Raw genomic sequence first — 21,809 nt, forward strand, 5'->3', positions numbered from 1 at the left:
CCCGGTGCCGCGCGCCACGATGGCGTTATGCGGCCAGCGGCATCGCCGAACCACGCTCGATGAGCGTCGCCGGGATCACGGTCTTCACCCCGGTCTGGACGTGACCGCCTTCGCACTGTTCACGCAGCATCGTGAACGCCTTCTTCCCGATGACATCGAAATGCATGCGCATCGTGGTCATGTCGAGCCGGGGAACCACGCCTCCAAGCGAATCGTCCACGCCGACGATGCTCACGTCCTCGGGCACCCTGCGGCCACCGTCCCTCAACCCGAGCATGGCGCCGTACGCCATCTGGTCGTTGGCCGCGTATATCGCGGTGCATTCCGGATTGCTTGCAAGCTCAAGTCCCGCATGATAGCCGCTGTCGGCACCCCAATCGCCGATATGCGCCTTGGGCACGCTGATGCCACGGCGTTCGAGCGCGTCACGCCACCCCCGCATGCGGCTGCGCGCCGCGCGCGAGTGCGACGGTCCGGCGATATGGTAGACCGTATGGTGCCCCTGACCGAGCAGGTAATCGACCACCGTGGTGGAGCACCCGTACTGGTCCGCGTCGACCGTGGGGCATGACTGGGACGCGTCCTCGCATACCAGGACGACCGGCAGCTCCTTGGGCGGCACAAATGACATGAAATCCGGAACATCCTGTTGCAAAATCACGATGATCCCGTCGACGGGAAGCTGCTCCATACGGCTGACCGCGGCCTGCAGCGTACGCTCTTTGCCGACCCCCATGGTGTGGACGGTGACGGCGTACCCCTCGTCGACCGCAGCGGTGACGATACCGTCCAGGATGCGTGAATCGCCGTAATCGTACAGGCTGAACATCACGACGCCGATATCGTTGAACCGGCCGTGTTTCAATGCGCGAGCCGCGTAATTCGGCCGATAGCCGAGCTCGTCCATGGCTTGTTCGACACGTCGCCTGGTTTCGGGGCGGACCGCGGCGCTGCCGTTGGCGACGCGGGAGACGGTCTGGGGAGAGACACCTGCCGCTTTGGCGACATCCTGCATGGAGACAGTAAGGTTCCGGTTCATCGTTCCCCTTCCTTGCGCGTACTATCGTGCCAGTATAGGCGATGTGTCCGAAATGGGCATCGGCCCGCCCGCCATGTGCATGTGCATTGTATTCCCGGATTCCCGTTCACCCGGGCCAGCGGCGGCGGACGGCACCACGGCAAACGTCATACCGATGGGATGCATTGCAAGGCAGCCGACGACACGAACGCCATGTCCCGCCCGCTGACCGGATCGGTGAACTCGAGCCGGCGCGCGACCAATTGCAACGCCGTGCTGAAATCATCCGGACCATAAGGTTTGAGTGTCGGGTAGAACGGGTCACCCACGATCGGCAGGCCAATCGAGCTCATGTGGACGCGCAGCTGGTGGGTTTTGCCGGTCACCGGGTGCAGGACGTACCGACGCATGCCCGCAGGCAGTGCCGCTGCGCCCGGAGTGTCGGCGGTCATGCCGCAGGTGTCGGGCAGCTCGATAATCGTCCGCGCGTTCAGCTCCCCCGGTATCTCGTAGGCTTGCAGGCGTCCGCGGTCCTTGACGATATGCGAGCAACGCAGAAGCGGGAACACCGCCGGGGCGTTGAGGCGCGTGAGCGTGCCGGTATGCGGGCGTGTGATCGGCGCCGCCGGGGCCAGACATTCGTAGGTCTTGCGCGCCCGGTGGTTCTGGAACAGCATCTGGTAGGCGCCACGGCATGCCGGGTCGCGCACGAAGACCACGATGCCGGCGGTCAGCCGATCCAGCCGGTGCGCCGGCGTAATCTGCGGCTCCGCGTAGTGCTCGCGCAGCCTGATGAGCGCGGACTGCCGGTACCACATGCCGCGCGGCGTGGTCGGCACAAAATGCGGCTTGTCGATGACGATGATCCGCTCGTCCTCGTACAGCACGTCGGGGCGGAACGGAATCTCAGGCTCGTCGGTCACCCAGCGGTGCCGCCTAGCTTGCGGAACGCGCGTCCCGGCATCATCGGAGCCGGATTGCGCGTCGGGGCGCCCATGAGGCAGCGAAGCCATACCGGACGCCCCGACGCTGCGAGTCGCCGCGGACATGCGAGGCATCACTCGACAGTCACGGATTTCGCGAGATTACGCGGCTTGTCAACGTCATAACCCTTGAGCATGGCCATATCCATGGCGAACAGCTGCAACGGCACCACGTCCACCAGCGGGCTGAGCAGCGTGGGGCAGACCGGTCGCCAGAAGACGACGTCCGCGTACTGTTCGACATCCGGGTCACCCAATTCGGCGACCGCGATGGTGAACGCGCCACGCGCCTTGACTTCCTCGATGCCGGAAATCACCTTGTTGTGCAGGATGTTGCGCCCGCGCGCCGACGGCACGATCACGACGACCGGCTCGCCCGCATCAACCAGCGCGATCGGTCCATGCTTGAGCTCGCCCGCGGCGAAGCCCTCAGTGAAGGTGTAGGCGATCTCCTTGAGCTTCAACGCACCCTCCAGCGCGACCGGATAGCCCACATGGCGGCCGAGGAACAGGAAGGAATGCGCGTTGACCATCTGCTTGGCGGCCTGCTCGACATTGCCTGCCTGGTTGTCCAGCACCCACTGGATCTTCTGCGGCATGTCCTTGAGTTGTTCGAGGATGTGCCTGATCTCGTCACGGTACATCGTGCCCTTCACCTGCGCCAGATACAGGCCCAGCAGGTAGGCTGCGACAATCTGCGCGACAAAGGCCTTGGTGGAGGCGACCGCGATTTCCGGGCCCGCGTGCGTGTACAGCACGGCGTCGGATTCGCGCGGGATGCTTGCGCCCTGCGTGTTGCAAATCGCCAGCACGCGCGACCCCTGTTCGCGGGCGTGGCGCAAGGCCATCAGCGTGTCCATTGTCTCACCGGACTGCGAAATCGCGACGACCAGCGTGCGCGGGGTCAGAATCGGGTCGCGGTAACGGAATTCGTGCGCGAGCTCCACCTCGACCGGGATGCGTACCCAATGCTCAATCGCGTATTTGGCGACCATGCCCGCATAACTTGCCGTGCCGCACGCCACAACGATGATCTTGTCGATCTGGCGGAACACGTCCAGTCCGATATGCACTTCGTCGAGCACGATATCGCCCTGGTCGTCGAAGCGGCCGAGCAGTGTATTGGCCACGGCCTCCGGGTCCTCGTGAATCTCCTTGTCCATGAACGAGGGCCAGCCGCCCTTTTCCGCCGCGGAAGCGTCCCAATCGACGGTGAACCGCTTGGAATCCTTCACCGGGTTGCCGTTGAAATCGGTGACGATCACCTGGTCGCCGCTGATGCACACGGCCTGGTCCTGCCCGATTTCCATGGCCTGCTTGGTGTAGGCGACGAACGCGGCGACATCCGAGCCGAGGAAGTTCTCCCCCTCGCCCAGGCCCACCACGAGCGGGGAATCATGCCGCGCGCCGACAACGATATCCGGCTGGCGGCAGTCCACGGCGAGGATGGTGAACGCGCCGGTCAGCATGCGGGCTACGCGCCGCAACGCTTCGAACAGGTCGGGTTTGCCGGTTTCCTCGATGATGGTGTTGGCAACCTTGCCGAGCAGTTTCGCCGCGACTTCGGTATCAGTGCCGGAGGAGAACACGTACCCTTCGGATTGCAGATCCATTTTCAGCTGTGATGCGTTTTCGATGATGCCATTGTGGATGATGGCGATTTTCCCGTCCGCGCTCACATGCGGATGCGCGTTGGTGTCGCTGGGCTCGCCGTTCGTGGCCCACCGCGTATGTCCGATGCCGACCGTTGCGTCCGGAAGAGGCGAACGCTTGAGGTCGGCTTTGAGATTGTCCAGGCGACCTGCCTTCTTGCGAACGGCTACGAGATTCATGCCAGGTGCGGCAAGTGCGACGCCCGCGGAATCATATCCACGGTATTCCAGCCTGCCCAGGCCTTGCATGCATACTTCCAATGGTTTGCCGCATGCGGTCATGCCGCCTGCATATCCTACGATTCCGCACATAGCACACCAGTGTATCGGACGATTATGTCAAGCGCCGATGGCGAAAGTCACTTTCACATAACCGGCCAATCGGCGCTTGGAATGCACATCACGAATTCGTTTGGCACGCTTCGTACAGTTTCGCCTTCGCGGCATCATACCCTGGGGCGGATTCGTCGAAATACTTGCCGAATACGTCCTTGTCCTTGTTCTCGTCGCTGACGATCGCCTTGTAATCATCCACCGTCATGGATTGTTCGGCGAGCCCGTTTTTCTTCAGGCATTGGAGCAACGGTACCGCTGGATCCTCGTTCTTGGGATTGCTTTTCATGCTGTCGTGCAGAATGCTCATGCTGGTGAAATCATTGTCCTCGTCGCATTGGGCGACAGCGGAATCGCCATCGCTTTGGCTCATTCCGGCGGGATACGTGGTTTGCATGCCGCCTTGCGAGTCAAAAGTGACATCGACGCCTTGCTGTTTCGCGCAATCGCTGAAATGCTCGCTGAGTTCGTTGAACTCTTCGTCGGTGATTTTGCTGTCCTTCAGTATCTTCTTGGTCAGGGACTGGTGTGCATCATCGTAGGTGCGTTTGATTTGTTGCGCGTAGTATCCGGTGAAGACGGTGCCGTCCTTCGCAGTGGCGCTACTCGATGCACTTGTCGCGGTGCCAGTGGACGGAGCGGTATGTCCTCCGCCCGCACAGCCCGAAAGCAATGTTGCACAGCACGCCATGGCGCATACCATGACTGTCACAGCGGTGTGACGGTTCCCCCTATTGTTGGTCTTTTTCATGATTTCACTTCTCGGAGTGGTGATTCTTTCGTTTCGCAGAGTCGGAAGGTGGGCTTGTGCCGCGAGTCCCGTAGCGCAAGCCCGCCTTCGCGGTTATTTATCATTTGGATTGATCGTTATCATCGGGATGTTCATGGACGTATACGTAGTGGGACAGATCGTTGATCTTATACCCGTCGTAACGTTCCATGCATTGCTTCGCAATCTTGTTCATCCTCTTCGCATTCGCACCATGGTATGGAGTCGGTGTCGTCGTGCCTTCCTCCCAAATGAAGGTGATGAAATCATCTTCGCTTTGAGCTTGGGCATCTACGCAACCCTCGACTTTGAATTCCAAAGCATTGATGTCCTTCTCGCTGATCTTGCCATCCTCTATGAGTCCCCGGGCAAAACCGGTCTGAAGGCTGTTGTACGTGTCTGCGAATTTTCGAGCGTATGGACCTTTGAACACATGTCCATTCTCGGCCTTCGCAGTGCTTTGCGATGGGGCTGGGGTCGCGTTCTGATGTCCCGAGCCGCAGGCGACGCACATCAGGCACGCCACGGCCACGCCGAAAATCAAAAACACATTTCGAATACGAGCAACGGTATGAGTCAACATCCCGAACCAATCACTAATACTTGCGCCAATGCGCATCATACGCTACCAACGGCTGCCCATGAGCATTTGCATATGACTTGTGATAAGTCGGAGCCCATTTTCCATAGGCGTTCCTCTTCGACCCATCATTCAATGAATATCTCAGGATGTGTTGTGAATACACACCCTGAGCCGTTGCCATGGAATACGTCCAGTACGCTACCCCGTAATTCCAGTAATCTTTCGCATTCGCGGTACCCGCCAATCCAGTGGCGAGCAGCAGCGATGCCGTAACCGCGGCTAATGCCGTCTTTACTTTCTTTACTTTTCTCATCGTTGAGACTCCTTCTTGCGCCTCGTAGGCGACGCCTCGTTGACGTCACGATTGCATTGTTTCGCACTTCATCGCACGATGCAAATCCTTGTCGTTAAAAACACTACAAATCCCAGCTTCCGGTCATCGATTCTTAAAATATCTGAACAGGTCACGTTCGCGAGTGACCAGCATCGCAAGCGTGACACCGGCCAACACACCCGCAAGGGCCGCCGCTGGAACTCTGGAAAGAATACCAACAAGCGTCGGTGAGGCAATGATGATCCCCGTATCCATATGGGTAATCGCCCAGATCGTCAATGGCAGCGTCACCAGTATCGCCGAACAGCACCAGACCAACGCCTCGAGCAGCATCTGCAGCCAGAGCGCGGTCTTGGGTTCGCCGCAATGCATGGCGGATGCAAGTTCGAGCCGCCTGACACGGACAACGGCGAATCCGATGAAGAACGCAATGACCAGCATCACGAGTGGAGCCAGTGCACTCTGTCTCTCCCGGAACGCCTTGACGGCATCCAACTTCGAGCCTTGCGTCGCATTCAATTGGCTGATCGTTGGTTGCTGCGAAGCATCCGAAGGCCATGAGGATACCGTGGATTGCAACAACGCCTGCAGGGCATCCGGAACCGGCCAGGTCTTCACCACGCACTGGTCGAAATCGTTTGCATCAACCGGAACCTGGCTGAGCGCCACATATTGGTAATTGGATGACCTACCGTCGTCCGGATACTGGAATACGCCGGCGATTCGTACACTGCCACCGGCATGCAATGCGAGTTGGCTTCCGGCGGAAGCGTTCACAGACTGCGCTGCCTGGGAGGAGAGCCAGATGCCATCGTAATCCCTGGTAGACAACGTAACAGTGCCGGAACGGGTCGAAGAAGCAAAGACACCAAGCGCCCCGGTCGTGGCATCAAGCGAAGGAATACTCGCAGATGGCAGGACGGCGGATGTGACCTTGTCGTTCTTCGACCGTAACGCGCCGGATGCGAGCACCCCGTCCACACTGGACAACCGTTCGCATGCTTCACCGCTAATCCTGCCTTTGAACTCGATGACGTACGTCGACGCGCCCGATGCGATATACCGGTCAACCTGCTGCGCTATTGACCGAATGCTGAACAGGTCGGCAGCAGACAACCCGCCGACCAACGCGGCGAGAATCAACATAAGCATGAACGCATGCGAGGTTCCGGACACGATATCCCGCCATGCTTCGTCCACGACACCACGCAGACGCATACGCCCTGTCGCAGCCGTATCCCGGTCAATGGCAGGCGCAACGGTATCTTGTTCCCGGCTCACTGGTAGTCCCTCAAATCGATGATGTCCGTGCACGCGTCGCGGGTGCGCGGATCATGTGTGGCGACCACGACAATCGCCCCTGATATCGACAACCCGTGCAAGGTTCGGTTCACGCTCGCCGCAGTCGCCAAATCAAGTTGTGCTGTCGGCTCATCCACAAGAAGCAGTCCCGCGTGGGAGGCGACCGCGCGCGCAAGCATCAGCCGCTGAGCCTCGCCACCGGACAGGTCACGGAACTGTTTGGCGGCAAGATGGTCAAGCCCGAACACGCGTAACAGTGACAAAGCGTGCTCTTCGGCTTCGTTCCTGCGTTCCCCGCGAGAAATATAGGGCAGTGCCACATGGTCGATGACCTTCCTACGCGCTACTCCATGAGGATTCTGCAATACCCAGCACACCCGACCGCATGAGACGCGTATCACCTTGCCCTGCGCTGGCTGCTGCCAGCCTGCAACAATGGACAATAGCGTGGATTTGCCCGAGCCGGATGGACCGACCAGCGCATAGACGCGCCGGGGATACAGCGTCATGGTGATATGACTGAACAGCCAGTCGTCCCCGTCGAAGCTGTGCCCGACATCGTCGAGCTTGACATGGGCAGACTGCTCATCACCGGAATTGTCCTGAACTGTACTGGTTCCCGCCAATCCTGCAACCGCGGGTCGTATGGACTCGAGCCGGTCTTGCCCGCTCATCGGCACGCCTTGCCTGTGCTGGCGGGAACATCGACGGAAGTCAGGGATGCGCCGGATTGCACGCTGACCATCGATTTGCCAAGCTGGGAGGCGACCACATGGACGGCGACCGGCTTGCCGCGCGAAACCACGCATGCCGAATCCGCAGAGACATCGTACATCGCCGCCGGCGGCACCGAGACCACGTTCAGCGCTTTGGCGAGCTTCCAGCGATATGTAACGTTGATGGTGTTCGGAGCGGTGTCTTGTCCCGTGTCGCTTTGGGCCCCTCCGGTATCGGAAGCCTGCCCGGAGGCTGTCGGCTGTTGGGCGGCACGGTATTCGTTGCTCGCACCGATGGCTGAGAGCAGGGAGGCGTCAGTGCTGTCTGCTGTCTGATCGGTGATGGTGAACGTCGCACCGTTGACTTCCATGACCCGATCACCTTGCACCATCGAGGAATCATTGCGTCGGAACGTCGCACGGACCGGTTGGCTGGTAGTCGTCAGCACATCGGCTCCCTGCTCGACCTGCCCGCCATATCGGGCTTGGCACTCCTTGACAGTCACCTGCTGTTGGGGCAACCATGCGAACAACGACGTATCGATGCTCCACTGGCGCTCTTGCGTGGTTCCCTGCGTCCCGGCGGTTGTGGCAAGCGCATTGAAAGCTTTCACCGTATCCCACGTCATCACGTCCGAATCCGGAGCCGCATATCCGAGCCGTCTGAGCTCCGCATTGAGCGCCGCGATATCACCGCCCTTCATGCCACTGGTCATCGTCCGATACGGTGGTGTTCTCAGATACAGGGCGAGTTGGGGTTGTCCGTCAATGGCAATGAACGCGGAGCCTGATTCGATGTTGCTTCCGGCCGCGCACTGTCTCAACTCCGTAACCACTCCCCCAACCGGAGCGGCTACGGAACCGGATTCACTGCGTTCCACCGTGACGGTGACGGAACGCTCGTCATCATATGGTTCCGATCGCACGGCGAGTGTGCCCGCGCGCGTAGTCGACTCGAACGCGGCGGGTTGAGGCTCACGGGTGAGCAGAAACCCTCCGCATACGCCGGCCGCCAGCATGACGAGCGCGAGCAGAACAGTCACGGAGACGGACACAGTGTTGCGGCCCATTTTCCGGTTCGTACCGGTTTTCGGATGATGCAGCCGCATTCTGTGCTCCTTCGTGCAGAATCGAAACGTTGCCATTATCGGTGGGGAGGAATCCGCAGGCAAATCCTTGTCGTGCAAATACCTACACGGTCGCGATACTGGCACTCACACCAAACATGGCTTTGCGGCATGATTACCCGTTTTTCGTTGACTTTCCGCCGATACAGCGCCTCATCTCCCAAGCAAATCATGATTGCGCGTCTCACATATTGGCGCTGTTTTTGGAATATCCTGCGGAATGGTTTCCGTGAAACCCATTGTTGACGCCAATCCGGCGGCACCGACACAGAGCTATGCTGGTGTATGAATACCGTATTCGAACAAGCACGGAGCCAGGCACCACCATGAGCCAACAGCAGACACCATCCGCGAACGGCAGCGACCAGACGACGGGCACCGTGCAGGTCGTGCTCGTCGACAACGACATCCTGGCGCTGAAGATGCTGCGCGAGATCATGTCCGCGTGGCCGCGCGTCGCCATCACCTGGACCGAACATAACGGCTCGGACGCTTTCGACCACTACCAGCAATGCGAATCCGGTATCCGCGATCTGCCGGACCTGTTCATCACCGACATCTCGATGCGCGGCCTGTCAGGCGTCGATATGAGCCGAGCCATCCGCTACACCAACGGCACGATGCCGATACTCGGCATCACTTCATACGAGCCGACCCAGTTCTACCACGATGCGGCCGACGCCGGCATGCAGGCGGTTATCGGCAAGAACGAACTGTCGGCTCTGAAAACCGTCATCATGGAGGTCGCCGACACCGGCGCGCTCGCTGTCCGGCCACCCTTCGAGACACCAGGGCAGGCGCATCTGCGCATCCGGCAGGAAGGCCTGCCGTACATCCTCTCGCTGAGCCAGCAGGAAAAGCAGGTGCTCACCATGAGCTCGCACGGGTACAGCAACGCCGATATCGCGCAGGTACTCGACGTCAGCCCATCGACCATCAACACCTATATCACACGTGCGTCGCGCAAGATGGGCGTAACCAGCAAACGGGAGGCGGTGGCGTTATGGACAAAAACCATCGGACTGTAAGCGGCTCGTCTATGGCCACAGTCATGGACACCATCAAAGCCATAATTCCGCAGCGATTCCACCATCATCGGCTGCATGTCGCCCTGTGCTTGGTGACCATGATACTGATGATTGCGGTGCTGGCATTCTTCCCCGCGAAGACCCCCGTGCAATGGGTGGTTTGCGTTATCGCCTGCTGCTGCCCGCTGGGCATCGCCTACGTGCCTGTGCCAGCGTCCCTGGCCTCATTCGCCATGACGGTACTGCTGATTTTCACTCCCGGCCTGTCATTATCGGAAGCCGGTTCGATTATCTACATGCTCACGCCACTTGCCGTCGGTACACTCGCATATTCGGTCCCCACCCGGTGGTCAATCTGGAGTCTGATCGTATCGGTTGCGACATTATTGCTGATTTTCAGCCCCACTACGACACTTGACCAGGCAGACGCGCTTTCCCTGTTCGTATTGCTCGCGTTGTATATCGTCACGTACGCGATTTGCGCATCCATTCGCACCATTGCCATCGATGATCGGCAACGGCACCGCGATGCCGAGCTGGAACTCCTGCGAACACAACAGGCCCATCAGCAGGAAGTCACCAAGTTCGCGCAGATGACGCATGATGCGGTCACCGCAAATCTGTCGAGTATCTTCTTGCTCGCGCAGCAGCATATTGACACGTTGGACACGGCTAGCAACGCGGTACACGCGTCTGACGGGGATTGGCAGACTGTACGGCAACTCAGCGAAAGCGCTCTCGCGAGTATCCGCTCGGTAATCAGAACCATGAACTCCGTGGATGAACAGCCTCGCAACGACCAAACCGACGATTCGCGCGACCTTCCGCTGCCGTCGCGCATTGGCATCGCCATCGAACAGGGGCAGCATCTGTTGGCTCCGCATCATATGCATGTCGATGTACACACTTCAGGGCAAATATCGTCGCCCGTCTGTGTACAGTCCGGCGACGAAGCAGTGACGCTCATCGGTGAAATCTTCACGAATCTGCTGCGGCACGCATCCCCGGATAGCGCGCCGCTGCTCACCATCGCCTACGATGACGACAACATGTCACTCATGCAGACGAACGCGCTGACACCCAAGAGCACACGTGGTCGCAGCACAGACCAGCAGTCGCCAAAAGTTGCCCAGGCTTCGGCCAGCCATGACGGCGCTCTGCCACAATCCCAAAGTGGATTGATGCTCCACCGCGGCATCATCGAATCGCTTGGCGGCGAGCTGCGCTTCAACAGCGAAGACGAGACGTGGACGCTCTACGCGCGCATTCCATTGCACCCGCAGAGCCACGGTTACGTGAATGCTCAATCGCCGCTGCAACACGCCGACTGAGTACTCACGTTTCGTTCCATGAATCCGTTTCGTCCAGCAAGTTTCCAAGCATACGACGCTCAGCGCCCGCAGTCCCGCCTTTTGTGCCAGCTGGTTTGTATCAGCTGGCTTGCGTCAGACCATGCACCATGGAAACCACTTGGGGCATTCGCCCAACAAGACGCCAACGCTCACGGAAGCCGACGTCAAAAAAGCATCATCGCACCGGCTATCAGTGATTCCCGTAGACAGCCCGCAAATGCCAACGGCAATCGCCAGGTACATCGCCAATGCGGCACGACCACCATGACGCCATGAATCATTGCCATGAACCATTTGCATACCGTTTTTCCTTCGCGACAACCCGTGTCACAGCACGTGCTGCAGGAAGTCCTTGAAGCGCGGCTCGCTCGGATGGTCGATAATCTCAGGACCACCATGCTCAACCACCACGCCGCCGTCCATGAACACCACCTGGTCGGCGACCTCACGGGCGAACCCGATCTCATGGGTGACCACAATCATAGTCATGCCTTCGTCGGCGAGCTGACGCATGACGCTCAGCACCTCGCCCACCAATTCAGGGTCAAGTGCGGATGTCGGCTCGTCGAAGAGCATGATTTCAGGTTTCATCGCGAGCGCACGGGCGATGGCCACGCGCTGCTGCTGGCCGCCGGACAACTGGGACGGGTAATAGTCAAGCCGCTGACCGAGTCCGACGCGCTGCAACTCGGCGACCGCCAGCTCACGCGCCTCGCCCTTGCCCATATGCTTCACATGGACCGGGGCTTCCATGACGTTCTCCAACGCCGTCATATGCGGGAAGAGATTGAAGCGCTGGAAAACCATGCCCAGTTTGGACCGCTGGGCGGCGATCTCCTTGTCGTTCAGGGTCTGGAGCACCTCATGGCCTTTATGCTCGACCTTCTTGAAGCCGATCATCTCGCCGTCCACGCGGATTTCACCGCCGGTCAGGGTCTCCAGCTGGTTGATCAGCCGCAGGAAGGTCGATTTGCCCGAACCGGACGGACCGAGGATCACCGTCACCGTGCCCGGCATGACCGTCATGTCGATGCCTTTGAGCACGTGGAGGCGTCCGAAGGCCTTGTGTACGCCGATTGCCTCGACCGCCGGCGTGGTGCGCCGATTGCGCTGGGGTGCTGTCTGGTTTGCTGTCTGGTCGCTCATGTCTGTCTCCTCCCTCACGCTCACGCGTTGAGCCCGATCATCTTCACGTTGTTACCGCGGGTGATGCGGTCCTTCTTCGTCTCGCTGACAGCGAGCGGGCCATCCAGCTTGTCGCCGGTATCCTCGGCAACGATGGACCGTGCCTCGAAGCCCTTGCCGAAATGCTTCTCGAGACGGGACTGGGCGATCATGAGGATGGAGGTGATGAACAGGTACCAGATGCAGGCGACCAGCAGCAGCGGAATCGGCTTGTAGATGCGGTTCGCGATTGCGTTGGTGGCGAACTGGAGTTCAAGCGTGAACGGCACGGCGAGCACCAGCGACGTGGTCTTGAGCATGCCGATGGTCTCATTGCCGGTCGGCGGGATAATGATGCGCATGGCTTGCGGCAGGATGATGCGCCGCATGATCAGCGAGCGCTTCATGCCGAGCGCCTTCGCCGCTTCGGCCTGTCCCGGGTCCACGGCTTCAAGACCGGCACGTACGATTTCGGACAGGTAGGCCGCCTCGTTGAGCGCGAGCCCGATCCACGCCGCGTTGAACGCGGTGATGATCGTGGACGAGTCGATGCTCCAGAAGGTCACCGACGTGAACGGGATGCCGAGCGACAGCTTGGGTACCAGCACGGAGAACAGGCCCCAGAACACGAGCTGCGTGTACACAGGGGTGCCGCGGAAGAACCAGATGAAGAACCAGCTGACCCCGCGCAGCACCGGATTGATGGATTTACGCATGATCGCCAGGATCACCGACAGGATGATGGCGACGACCATGGAGATCACCGTGAGCAGCAGCGTGTAGCCGATGCCTTCGAGCACGTTCTCGTTGAACAGGTATTTCCATACGATGTTCCACTCGAACCGCGGGTTGGTGACCAGCCCCTGCACGAGCATCGCCGCAAGCAGCGCCACGATCACAGCGGCGACCACCGGGCCGGTACGCTTCACGGGCAACGCGTGGATGCGGTCGGGTATGTCCAGACCTTCGCCGTCGACTTGTTTCTTCGCCATGGTTTGCGCCATCTCCTATTGTCGGTTCGTTGCCCCAGTTCACACCGTCGGTGTGAACGCCTTGTGAATTTCATTGTCGCCACGCCCGGCGACACAGTCAAGATAATGTCCGTATCCCAATATCACAACAGCGATGTCACCTGGTCATAGCACCCGCCACGGCCGATATCCATCACATCGGGAAACGGTGCGCCCGCCGGCTCTGCGGCTTGTGTCGCGTAACCGGCGGGCGTATCTGTGTTCTCGCGTCCGGTGGTGTCAGCTGAGCTCGGTCGGGTTGATTTCCGCCTCGCTCAAAGCGCCGGATTGTACTCCCCAGTGCTTGAGGATCTTCATATACGTGCCGTCGTCCATGAGCTTCTGCACGGCCTTCTGCACGGCCTTGGCGGTCTGGTCGTCGTCCTTGGCGATGGCGATGCCCTGCTTGACCGAGCCCTCGTCCTTGCCGAGCGCCTGGAGCTGACCGTCGGTCTGCGAAATCGCATAGCCGGCGACCGGGGAATCCGCGTAGAAGACATCGGCCTTGCCGGTGACCACGTTGGTCGCGGCATCGGTCTGCAGCTTGCTGGAGAGCACCTCGATGGCCTTCTTGCCGTCGGTCTTGCACTGCTTGGCCGCCTTGTTGGCGTCCTCCTCCTCGACGGTGCCGGTCTGCACGGCGATCTTCATGCCGCACAGGTCGGAGGTATCCACCTTCTGCGGGTTGCCCTTCTTGACCACCCACGTGGCGCCCGCCTTGTAGTAGCTGACGAAGTTGACCGCGTCCATACGCTCCTTGGTGATGGTCAGCGAGGTGATGCCAAGGTCGTACTTGCTGCCGACCGACGGGATGATCGAATCGAAGGAGGCAGAGACGATCTGGGTGTCCAGACCGAACACCTTGCCCAGCGCGTTGGACAGGTCGACGTCGTAGCCGACCGGGGTCTTGCCGTCCTCCGCGAGGAATTCCGCCGGGGCGTACGTGAGTTCCATGCCGACGGTGAGCTTGCCGTCCTTGGTCACCGAATCCGGCAGCATGGCGGCGATGGAGGCGTCCTTCTTGATGCCGGAGACATCATAGCCGGTTGTGGACGAGCTCGACGAGGAGCCCGAGCCGGAGCCGGAGGTCGCTTCATCGGTGGTACCGCATGCAGCGGCACCGAGCAGCATGGCGGCGCTCAGCATGCAAGCGAGCGCGGTCTTGAAAGCCTTGAATGACATATGTCCCTCTCTTCATGCATCATGGTCTGACTGTCTGCCATCCCATAATGCATATCTATGCAGTAGTTTGCATAATATACTATGACTATGACTCCCGATCGAAAAAGACACGCCGGTCATATCGCGTGCGGGCACCACGCCCGATCACGATACGACCGGCGAGTGCGCGGCTCAGTTCTCGACCTTCGGGTTGATCTCCGCCTTGGTCACGGCACCGCCCTCGGCACCCCAGTGCTTGAGAATCTTCTCGTACGTGCCGTCATCCATGAGCTTCTGCAGGGCCTTCTGCACCGCCTCATCGGTCGCCGAATCACCCTTCTTGATGGCTGCGCCCTCCGGGGCGACACCTTCGTCATCGCCGAGCGTGGCCAGCTGGTCACCGGTCTGCGAGATCGCGTAGCCCGCCACCGGAGTATCCGCATAGAACGCGACCGCCTTGCCGGTCACCACATTCGTGGTCACATCGGTCTGCAGCTTGCTGGACAGCACATCCACCGGCTGCTTGCCGTTCGCCTTGCACTGCTTGGAGATCTCGGTGACGGCCTCCTCCTGCGTGGTGCCGGTCTGCACGGCGATCTTCTTGCCGCACAGGTCCGAGGTGTCCACCTTCTCAGGATTACCTTTCTTGGTCACCCACGTGGAACCAGCCTTGTAGAAGGTCACGAAATCAACGGAATCAAGCCGCTCGTTCGTCACCGTGAACGACGACACTCCGATATCGTATTTGCTGCCGACCGACGGGATGATCGAATCGAAGTTCGCCGTCACCGGATCGGCCTTCAGACCGAAGATATTCGCCATTGCCTTGACGATGTCGACATCGAAACCGACCGGGGTCTTGCCGTCCTCCGCGAGGAACTCAGCCGGGGCGTACGACGTATCCATGCCGACCGTAAGCTTGCCGTCCTTGGTCACCGAATCCGGCAGAAGCGCTGCGATGGAGGCGTCCTTCTTCACGCCGGAGACATCATAGCCGGACGTTGACGAGCTCGATGACGAGCCCGAACCGGACTTCGCGTCCGTCGCATCGCTCGTGCCGCACGCCGCAGCACCGGCAAGCAGCGCAGCGCAACAGGCTGCGGCACCGCAACGTTTCAGACTCGCGCTGATCGACATTCCGCGATGGCTGAAATTCGAGATGACTGACATGGCTGAACCCTCTCTCTGTTCCGGACGCGAGAGCCTGCCGGCCGCGCCCGTCGGCGTAGGCACCCGGGCGGATGCCCCGTCCTCGCCGATAGCGGCAGAATAAGCCCGCCATGCTACGGCGACGTTACGCTTCACCGTAACCGGAAGGCGCGGGCATGCGGTGAAGGGTCTCGACATGCGGGCACAATCATGGACTACCGTGTCACGATTCCGCAGCAAGACAACCGACATTGAATGCCCACGCCATCAACCATCTTGTCAGGTCAGCGAAACGATAACGCTCAGATCACCTGCCTGTTCTTGTACCGCATGATGCGCAGTGCTTCGCGCTTGTCCTGCTCCTCGCGCAAGGCCTGGCGCTTGTCATACTCCTTCTTGCCGCGGGCGAGCGCGATCTGGGCTTTCACCCTGCCGTCCTTGAAATACAGGCTCAACGGGATGATTGTGTAGCCCTTTGCCTGGGTCTGGCGCTGCAGCTTCTCGATCTGTGCGGCATGGAGCAGCAGCTTGCGCTTGCGCTTCGGCGCATGATTGTTCCACGTGCCGTTGAGATATTCCGGGATATTCGCAGCCTCAAGCCACATCTCGCCACGACGGTCAATGCTGACGAACGCTTCGGCGAGCGACGCGCGTCCCTCGCGCAACGACTTGACCTCGGTGCCGGTGAGTACCAGTCCCGCTTCGTACGTGTCCTCGATGCTGTAGTCGTGCCGCGCCTTACGGTTCTGCGCGATCATCACAGTCCCCTGTTCCTTCGCCATATCCATCCTCGTTCTTCGCGTACATAGGGTTTCGCGTCTCGTTCGCAAACGCTTGTGACGCGTGCTCCTTATCGCCTCGCCATCGCAGCGCCGCGGACGCGACCACAAGCGCGTGTCCGTCATGCTGTCTGTCGAACCCACCATTGTACACGAATCCGCATTCGCCCGTCAGTGCCCCAACCGCCGCCCCCGCATCCTCACCTGTCCGCTGCCCTCCGGTCCACGACCCGCCACTTCAGCATCGGTTGTGAGTCACCACTCACAACCAACGGCACGTCAACCTCCGCAGCCTGCTCCCTCGCTATTCCCTCAGCCTGATTGTGAGCCGCCACGGACAACCAAGCGATCGCCCCCCTCTACCAGCTCCCCCAGCGCCACAAGCAAGTTGATTGTGAGTCACCGCACACAACCAACGTTATCCAGATGCCATATCCGCACCAATCCCGCACCCATATCCGTCAGCTGCGAATGACCACTCACAACCAGAAACCGCCCGCTTCATCGCCGACCTGCCGATCGCCGCCGAACCAGCCGATTGTGCGCAGCCACTCACAATCAACAGTCACATACACCACCTATCAACCGCACAGCCGCCCCAGCCTGGGTGCCTGTGGGCCGCCGCTCACAACCAGTTCGATGGGTATGACGCGCACACGATAACCTCGACAGCGGCATTCCTTGGTTGTGAACATCACTCACAACCAGCAAGATCGGGACCAGGGAAAACACCAAGAAGCCGCTCGTGCCATCTTGATTGTGAACCATGACTCACCATTCGCTGCAATCTGACGCAACGTACCGACGATAAGACAACCAGACCGACTCGGTTGTGAGTCACGGCTCACAACATGCAACGCACGATCGCCAATCGCCCACCAAACACATATTCAACGCATGACAGTACACAGCCACTCACAATCAACGCTCAAACGGCGGCACCCCAGGATTACGGTCTCACCGGTGTTGCTTGATTGTGAGCAGCCACTCACAATCGCAACAAGGCCAGGATCGCACACCTCAGGCATGACGGCGGCACAAGCCCCATCGCGCACCATCGCTCACAACCAGCCGCTGATTGCGACGACCACCGATCTTCCACCATGACCAAACACATTGATTGCCAGTCGCCACTCACAACCAGCTACACGGCGGCATACCCATTCCGGTTTCTCAACCAGTCGAACAAGTCAGTCGTGAGCCACCACTCACAACCAGGCAATCATCAGCCCCATCCATCAGCTCCCCAGTTTGCCCAACACGTTGATTGCGCACCACCACTCACAACCAGGCATTACTCGACATCGACCAGGAGGCAAACCCGCAAACGCCGGTGTGCAAACCAACCGCTCGCGCGTCGATGCAGCAGGCGGCAGTCCGGCAATGGCGACGGCCACAGCATCTTCATTCCCCACACCGCTACAGGGCCTCAGACAATAACAGCGGGGCCATACCGCATGTTCCTGCAGCATGGCCCCGGCGACGCAACACGCTCACACTAGAGCCGCGAATCAGTAATGCACGTACTGGAAGCTGCTCGCATTGTACACGACTTCCGAATACGGGATATACGGGCACTTTGTACCGCCTTCGGAAATCAGCACGGATCCGTCGGAATTCACGCGCTCGACGATGGCGACATGCCCGTAGGCGGCGCTCGCATACCAGCTGGTCACCCTCTGGCCGGGCGCGAACACCATGGCGGCGCCGACATGAGGCGTGTTGTTGACCAGGTACCCCAGAGCGCGGGCCTTGCTCGCCCATTGGGCGCCGTTGCCGAGGTATGACCCGACAGGCAGTCCCAGCTGCTGGCGGCGAATATACGCCCACCACGTGCATTGACGTGCAGGGTACGCGTTACCGACATTGCCGGTGCTGTGCCCGTAGCAGAACGACGACCCCGCCGGGCAACTGCCGGGCACGCTGTAGCTCATGCCCGAGGCGCCGGAATTGGACGAGCTGCCGGAATTGGACGAGCCGGAATTGCTCGGACGGCTCGGAGTAGCCGGCGTGCTCGGACGGGACGTGTTCGAATTATTGGAGCCGGACGACCCGGAGTTGTTCGAGCTTGATCCGGAGCTCGACGGCTTGCCGGCGGCCGCCTGCGAACCGCCGCTGGACGGGGACGCCTGTTGGTTCGCATAATTGCTCGACCAGGAGTTGATTTCCGACTCCATCGCGACAATCTCGGCGGCCTCCTTCGCCGACTGCGACGTCAGCTGGCTCTTCTGGTTCTCCAGCGATTCGCGCTCGGCATTGCCTTTGGCGAGCAGATCATTGAGCTCGTCCTGCTTGGATTGGGCGGTCTCCACGGCTTTCTGCGCCGCGGCCGCCTGGGTGTCCGCCTTCTTCTTGAGCGTGGTGATCTCATCCTCGATGGCGGCCAGACGCTGTTCACGGTTCTTCGCCGTGTTCAGCTGTGTCGCGGCATCGTTGGCGGCATTGCTTTCCGTGCGGGTGACCGCCGCATCCGCCTGCATCTTGTTGACGAAATCCTCGGTCGTCGTGGAGTTCGTCACCACGTTCATGACCTCGGACGCGGTGGTGCCGTGGAAACTGTCACGCGCCATCTGGGCGACAGCCGCTTTGGCGTCATCGTAATCGGCCCCGGTCTGCTTGATCTGCTCTTCGAGATCGGCCTTGTCCTGCTTGGCGGCTTCAAGCCGTTCCGACGCCGCCTGGGCTTGGGCCTGGGCCTGCTCGGCGGAGTCCTGGGCATCCTGCAACGCCTGCTGTGCTGCGGGAATCTGGTTCTGGTTCAGATCATTGAGTTCGAGGATCTGATCCGCCAGCTGCGAGCTGACTCCTGCAAGCTTGGCCTTCAGATCACTCTGGCTTTGCAGCTTCGCCTTGTACTGCTGCATGGTGACAGCCTGCGCCGGCTGCACAGCGGCAATATTCGCGGTACCCGCGGCGATAAGAGTGAGCGATGCGACCAGGACACCGGCAATGGCGTTGATCTTCTTCGTGCGCTTCATATCACAGCCTTTCATATGGTTCATCGACATTGTACCTGCCGATGCTCAATGTTCACTGGGCATGCCCCCGTCATTGTGGCGACGGGGGCATGGGGATGTGCGGATCCGAATACCGCGTCACACCTTCAGATAGCGGCGCAACGACACCGCTGAAGACAGCGCGGACAGTACCATCGCCCCGACAACCAGCGCGGGTGCGGCCAGCCACACCGTCTGTTGCGTGATGAACGGCATCCACTGGACGGTCTGCGCAAGCCCGTCGGTGATGAACACCTGGACGATCACGCTCAACGCCCCCGAAGCGAGCAGCGAGCCGATCAGCGACGCCGTCATGCCTTCCAGAATGAACGGCAGCCTGATCGTCCAGTTCGATGCGCCGACCAGACGCATGATCTCGGTCTCGTTCTTTCGTGACGCGGCACTCATACGTATGGTCGTGCCGGTAAGCAGCACGGCTACCACGATCATCACACCGGCCAAGACCACCGTCACCACCGTCGCCTTGTTGAGCACGCTGAACACCGGATCGAAGATCTGCCGCTGGTCCTGCACCTCCTCGACGCCGGTGACGCCCGAAAGCACTTCGGAAACCTGCTGGTACTTGGTCGGATCAGTGAGCTTCAACCTCAACGAGGCCTGCATGTCCGCCGCGGTCAGTGTCCGCCCCTGATAGACACCGTTCGGATACTGTTTGAGGAAGGTGTTCTTGTAGAACTCATCGCGGCTGACATACGTGACTTTGGACACCACGGAACCGAGTTCGTCCTGGATCTTGTCCTCGATATCCACGATCTCGTTGTTCGTGGGCGCCTTGCCCGACGAGCAGTTCGCCGACTGGCTGGTGCCGTCGGGGCACAGCCAGACCACGACCTCCACCTTGTCATACCAATCGCCTTTGGCCTTGGTGATCTGCGCCTGCATCAGCACGGACGCCCCGATGAACAGGAAGGAGATGAACGTGACAAGCATCACCGACAGGATCATCGGCACGTTGCGACGCAGACTCGTCCACGTCTCGGAAAGAATGAACCGTAACCTCATGACCGCTGACCGCCCTTCCCGTCCGCATCGTTCGTGTCGTGTACCCGTTGCGCAGCCGCTTCACCATCCGCGGCGGGCGGCATCGGAGGCGCGGGCGGTGACGGCGGCGCAGGAAGCGTCATCCGGCGTTCACCGGCATCGGCCTGCTGCGGCTGCATGGCCTGCCCGTCCGCAGCCTTGCTTTCCGCAGCCTTACCATCCGTGGGTCGCCCGTCGTGGTCGTGCCGCTCGGCTGTCTCGACATTGGTGCCGTGACGCTTCGCGTACGCTTCCTCATGCTCGCGTTTCGCCGCAATATCCTCCGCGCTCAACCCCTTGCCCCAGGTCATCGTGGTTTCCACGGACTGGAACACCTCACCGTAGCGGCCGGTCCGTCCGGAATGCACCGAATGGGCGAGACGGGCTATGCCCTCGTCACCGTTCTGCGATGCCAGCAACGATTGGGCGATATCGCGCGCCTGCGGGCGTGCGGACACCTGCGCCCCAGCCGACGGACGGTACTTCGCATTCCGGTCATCCTTCTGGAGCGCCGACCCGTTCGCGGCACCGGCCGGCTGCATCCCCGTGGCGCCCGCGTCAGCGACCAGCGCCGTGGACGCCTTCGACTCGACATCACGATCAGGGAAATACAACGCGGAATCATAGGAGCCATGCGGTTCATCACGTACGATCTTGCCGTTATGCAACTCGACCACACGCTTGCGCATCGAATTGACAATCTCCTCATTGTGCGTAGCCATCACAATGGTCGTACCCGTGCGGTTGATTGCGTCAAGCACCTCCATAATGCCGAGCGATGTCGTCGGGTCCAGGTTGCCGGTCGGCTCGTCGGCGAGCAGGATCTGCGGATGGTTCACATACGCACGCGCGATAGCCACGCGCTGCTGCTCGCCGCCGGACAGCTCATGCGGATAGTTCTTCTCCTTACCGGAAAGTCCGACCGTCTGAAGGACCTTGGGAACCAGCGTCCTGATAGTCGAACGGCTCGTGCCGATCACCTCAAGCGCGAACGCGACATTCTGCCAGACCGTCTTGTTGTTCAGCAGCTTGTAATCCTGGAACACGAAGCCGATGGAACGACGGTATTGCGGCACCTGCCGGTTCGTCAAACGACGCAGGTCATTGCCGGCCACACGGATCTCGCCATCCGTCGCCTCCTCCTCGCGCAGCAGCAGGCTCAGCAGCGTCGTCTTGCCCGAACCGGACGCGCCGACAAGAAAGACGAAATCGCCACGGTCGATGTGCAGCGTGATATCGTCGAGCGCCGGTCGCGTACCTTTCGGGTAGATTTTCGTCACATCATCAAGCGTAATCAGCGACATGATCCCTG

General features: G+C 60.3%; 19 protein-coding genes. 2 read left to right on the forward strand and 17 right to left on the reverse strand.

Going from position 1 to position 21,809, the window contains the following annotated elements:
- Nucleotides 1-25: 25 nt before the first annotated feature.
- From WD012_RS00655 to WD012_RS00695, 9 genes are all read right to left on the reverse strand, one after another.
- Nucleotides 26-1,039, reverse strand: a complete 1,014-nt coding sequence (locus WD012_RS00655) for a LacI family DNA-binding transcriptional regulator (RefSeq protein WP_422614323.1) — start codon at nucleotides 1,037-1,039, stop codon at nucleotides 26-28.
- Nucleotides 1,040-1,185: 146 nt separating this feature from the next.
- Nucleotides 1,186-1,941 (reverse strand): pseudouridine synthase, encoded by a 756-nt coding sequence (locus WD012_RS00660; RefSeq protein ID WP_339562091.1) that lies wholly within the window; start codon nucleotides 1,939-1,941, stop codon nucleotides 1,186-1,188.
- 134 nt (nucleotides 1,942-2,075) lie between these two features.
- Nucleotides 2,076-3,965, reverse strand: a complete 1,890-nt coding sequence (glmS, locus tag WD012_RS00665; RefSeq protein WP_339561890.1) for a glutamine--fructose-6-phosphate transaminase (isomerizing) — start codon at nucleotides 3,963-3,965, stop codon at nucleotides 2,076-2,078.
- Between the two features lie 88 nt (nucleotides 3,966-4,053).
- The gene (locus tag WD012_RS00670) at nucleotides 4,054-4,677 is read right to left on the reverse strand and encodes a hypothetical protein (RefSeq protein ID WP_015450777.1); all 624 of its coding nucleotides are present in this window, start codon (nucleotides 4,675-4,677) and stop codon (nucleotides 4,054-4,056) included.
- Nucleotides 4,678-4,837: 160 nt separating this feature from the next.
- Nucleotides 4,838-5,377, reverse strand: a complete 540-nt coding sequence (locus WD012_RS00675; protein ID WP_231485427.1) for a hypothetical protein — start codon at nucleotides 5,375-5,377, stop codon at nucleotides 4,838-4,840.
- Nucleotides 5,352-5,651 (reverse strand): hypothetical protein, encoded by a 300-nt coding sequence (locus tag WD012_RS00680; RefSeq protein ID WP_339561891.1) that lies wholly within the window; start codon nucleotides 5,649-5,651, stop codon nucleotides 5,352-5,354. Before WD012_RS00680 ends, WD012_RS00675 begins: the two co-directional genes overlap by 26 nt.
- Before the next feature lie 123 nt (nucleotides 5,652-5,774).
- Nucleotides 5,775-6,653: a hypothetical protein gene (locus WD012_RS00685; protein WP_339561892.1), complete on the reverse strand. Its 879-nt coding sequence runs from the start codon at nucleotides 6,651-6,653 to the stop codon at nucleotides 5,775-5,777.
- A 296-nt stretch (nucleotides 6,654-6,949) separates the two neighbouring features.
- Nucleotides 6,950-7,648, reverse strand: a complete 699-nt coding sequence (locus WD012_RS00690) for an ATP-binding cassette domain-containing protein (RefSeq protein WP_339561893.1) — start codon at nucleotides 7,646-7,648, stop codon at nucleotides 6,950-6,952.
- Nucleotides 7,645-8,799 carry a hypothetical protein gene (locus WD012_RS00695; protein WP_339561894.1) on the reverse strand — a complete coding sequence of 385 codons (1,155 nt, stop codon included), beginning with the start codon at nucleotides 8,797-8,799 and terminating at the stop codon, nucleotides 7,645-7,647. The genes WD012_RS00690 and WD012_RS00695 overlap by 4 nt, the downstream gene beginning before the upstream one ends.
- 344 nt (nucleotides 8,800-9,143) lie before the next feature.
- Between WD012_RS00695 and WD012_RS00700 the strand changes: the two genes are divergently transcribed.
- Together WD012_RS00700 and WD012_RS00705 are read left to right on the forward strand one after the other, a co-directional pair.
- Nucleotides 9,144-9,845 (forward strand): LuxR C-terminal-related transcriptional regulator, encoded by a 702-nt coding sequence (locus tag WD012_RS00700; protein WP_339561895.1) that lies wholly within the window; start codon nucleotides 9,144-9,146, stop codon nucleotides 9,843-9,845.
- A complete protein-coding gene (locus tag WD012_RS00705; protein ID WP_339561896.1) occupies nucleotides 9,821-11,176 on the forward strand; it encodes a hypothetical protein in 1,356 nt (451 codons plus the stop codon). Before WD012_RS00700 ends, WD012_RS00705 begins: the two co-directional genes overlap by 25 nt.
- 348 nt (nucleotides 11,177-11,524) lie before the next feature.
- Here WD012_RS00705 and WD012_RS00710 read toward each other — a convergent pair whose 3' ends face one another.
- The 8 genes from WD012_RS00710 to ftsE form a co-directional block, all read right to left on the reverse strand.
- A complete protein-coding gene (locus WD012_RS00710) occupies nucleotides 11,525-12,343 on the reverse strand; it encodes an amino acid ABC transporter ATP-binding protein (RefSeq protein ID WP_339561897.1) in 819 nt (272 codons plus the stop codon).
- Between the two features lie 20 nt (nucleotides 12,344-12,363).
- Nucleotides 12,364-13,353: an amino acid ABC transporter permease gene (locus WD012_RS00715; RefSeq protein WP_339561898.1), complete on the reverse strand. Its 990-nt coding sequence runs from the start codon at nucleotides 13,351-13,353 to the stop codon at nucleotides 12,364-12,366.
- Nucleotides 13,354-13,611: 258 nt separating this feature from the next.
- Nucleotides 13,612-14,553: an ABC transporter substrate-binding protein gene (locus WD012_RS00720; RefSeq protein ID WP_339561899.1), complete on the reverse strand. Its 942-nt coding sequence runs from the start codon at nucleotides 14,551-14,553 to the stop codon at nucleotides 13,612-13,614.
- A 171-nt stretch (nucleotides 14,554-14,724) separates the two neighbouring features.
- A complete protein-coding gene (locus WD012_RS00725; protein ID WP_339562092.1) occupies nucleotides 14,725-15,669 on the reverse strand; it encodes an ABC transporter substrate-binding protein in 945 nt (314 codons plus the stop codon).
- Between the two features lie 314 nt (nucleotides 15,670-15,983).
- Nucleotides 15,984-16,463, reverse strand: a complete 480-nt coding sequence (smpB, locus tag WD012_RS00730; protein WP_339561900.1) for an SsrA-binding protein SmpB — start codon at nucleotides 16,461-16,463, stop codon at nucleotides 15,984-15,986.
- Between the two features lie 1,508 nt (nucleotides 16,464-17,971).
- The gene (locus WD012_RS00735; RefSeq protein ID WP_339561901.1) at nucleotides 17,972-19,438 is read right to left on the reverse strand and encodes a CHAP domain-containing protein; all 1,467 of its coding nucleotides are present in this window, start codon (nucleotides 19,436-19,438) and stop codon (nucleotides 17,972-17,974) included.
- 117 nt (nucleotides 19,439-19,555) lie between these two features.
- The gene (ftsX, locus tag WD012_RS00740) at nucleotides 19,556-20,479 is read right to left on the reverse strand and encodes a permease-like cell division protein FtsX (RefSeq protein ID WP_339561902.1); all 924 of its coding nucleotides are present in this window, start codon (nucleotides 20,477-20,479) and stop codon (nucleotides 19,556-19,558) included.
- A complete protein-coding gene (gene ftsE / locus WD012_RS00745) occupies nucleotides 20,476-21,801 on the reverse strand; it encodes a cell division ATP-binding protein FtsE (protein ID WP_339561903.1) in 1,326 nt (441 codons plus the stop codon). Before ftsE ends, ftsX begins: the two co-directional genes overlap by 4 nt.
- Nucleotides 21,802-21,809: the final 8 nt, after the last annotated feature.

The organism is Bifidobacterium thermophilum, assembly GCF_037482445.1.
In the GTDB taxonomy this organism is placed as follows: domain Bacteria; phylum Actinomycetota; class Actinomycetes; order Actinomycetales; family Bifidobacteriaceae; genus Bifidobacterium; species Bifidobacterium thermophilum_B.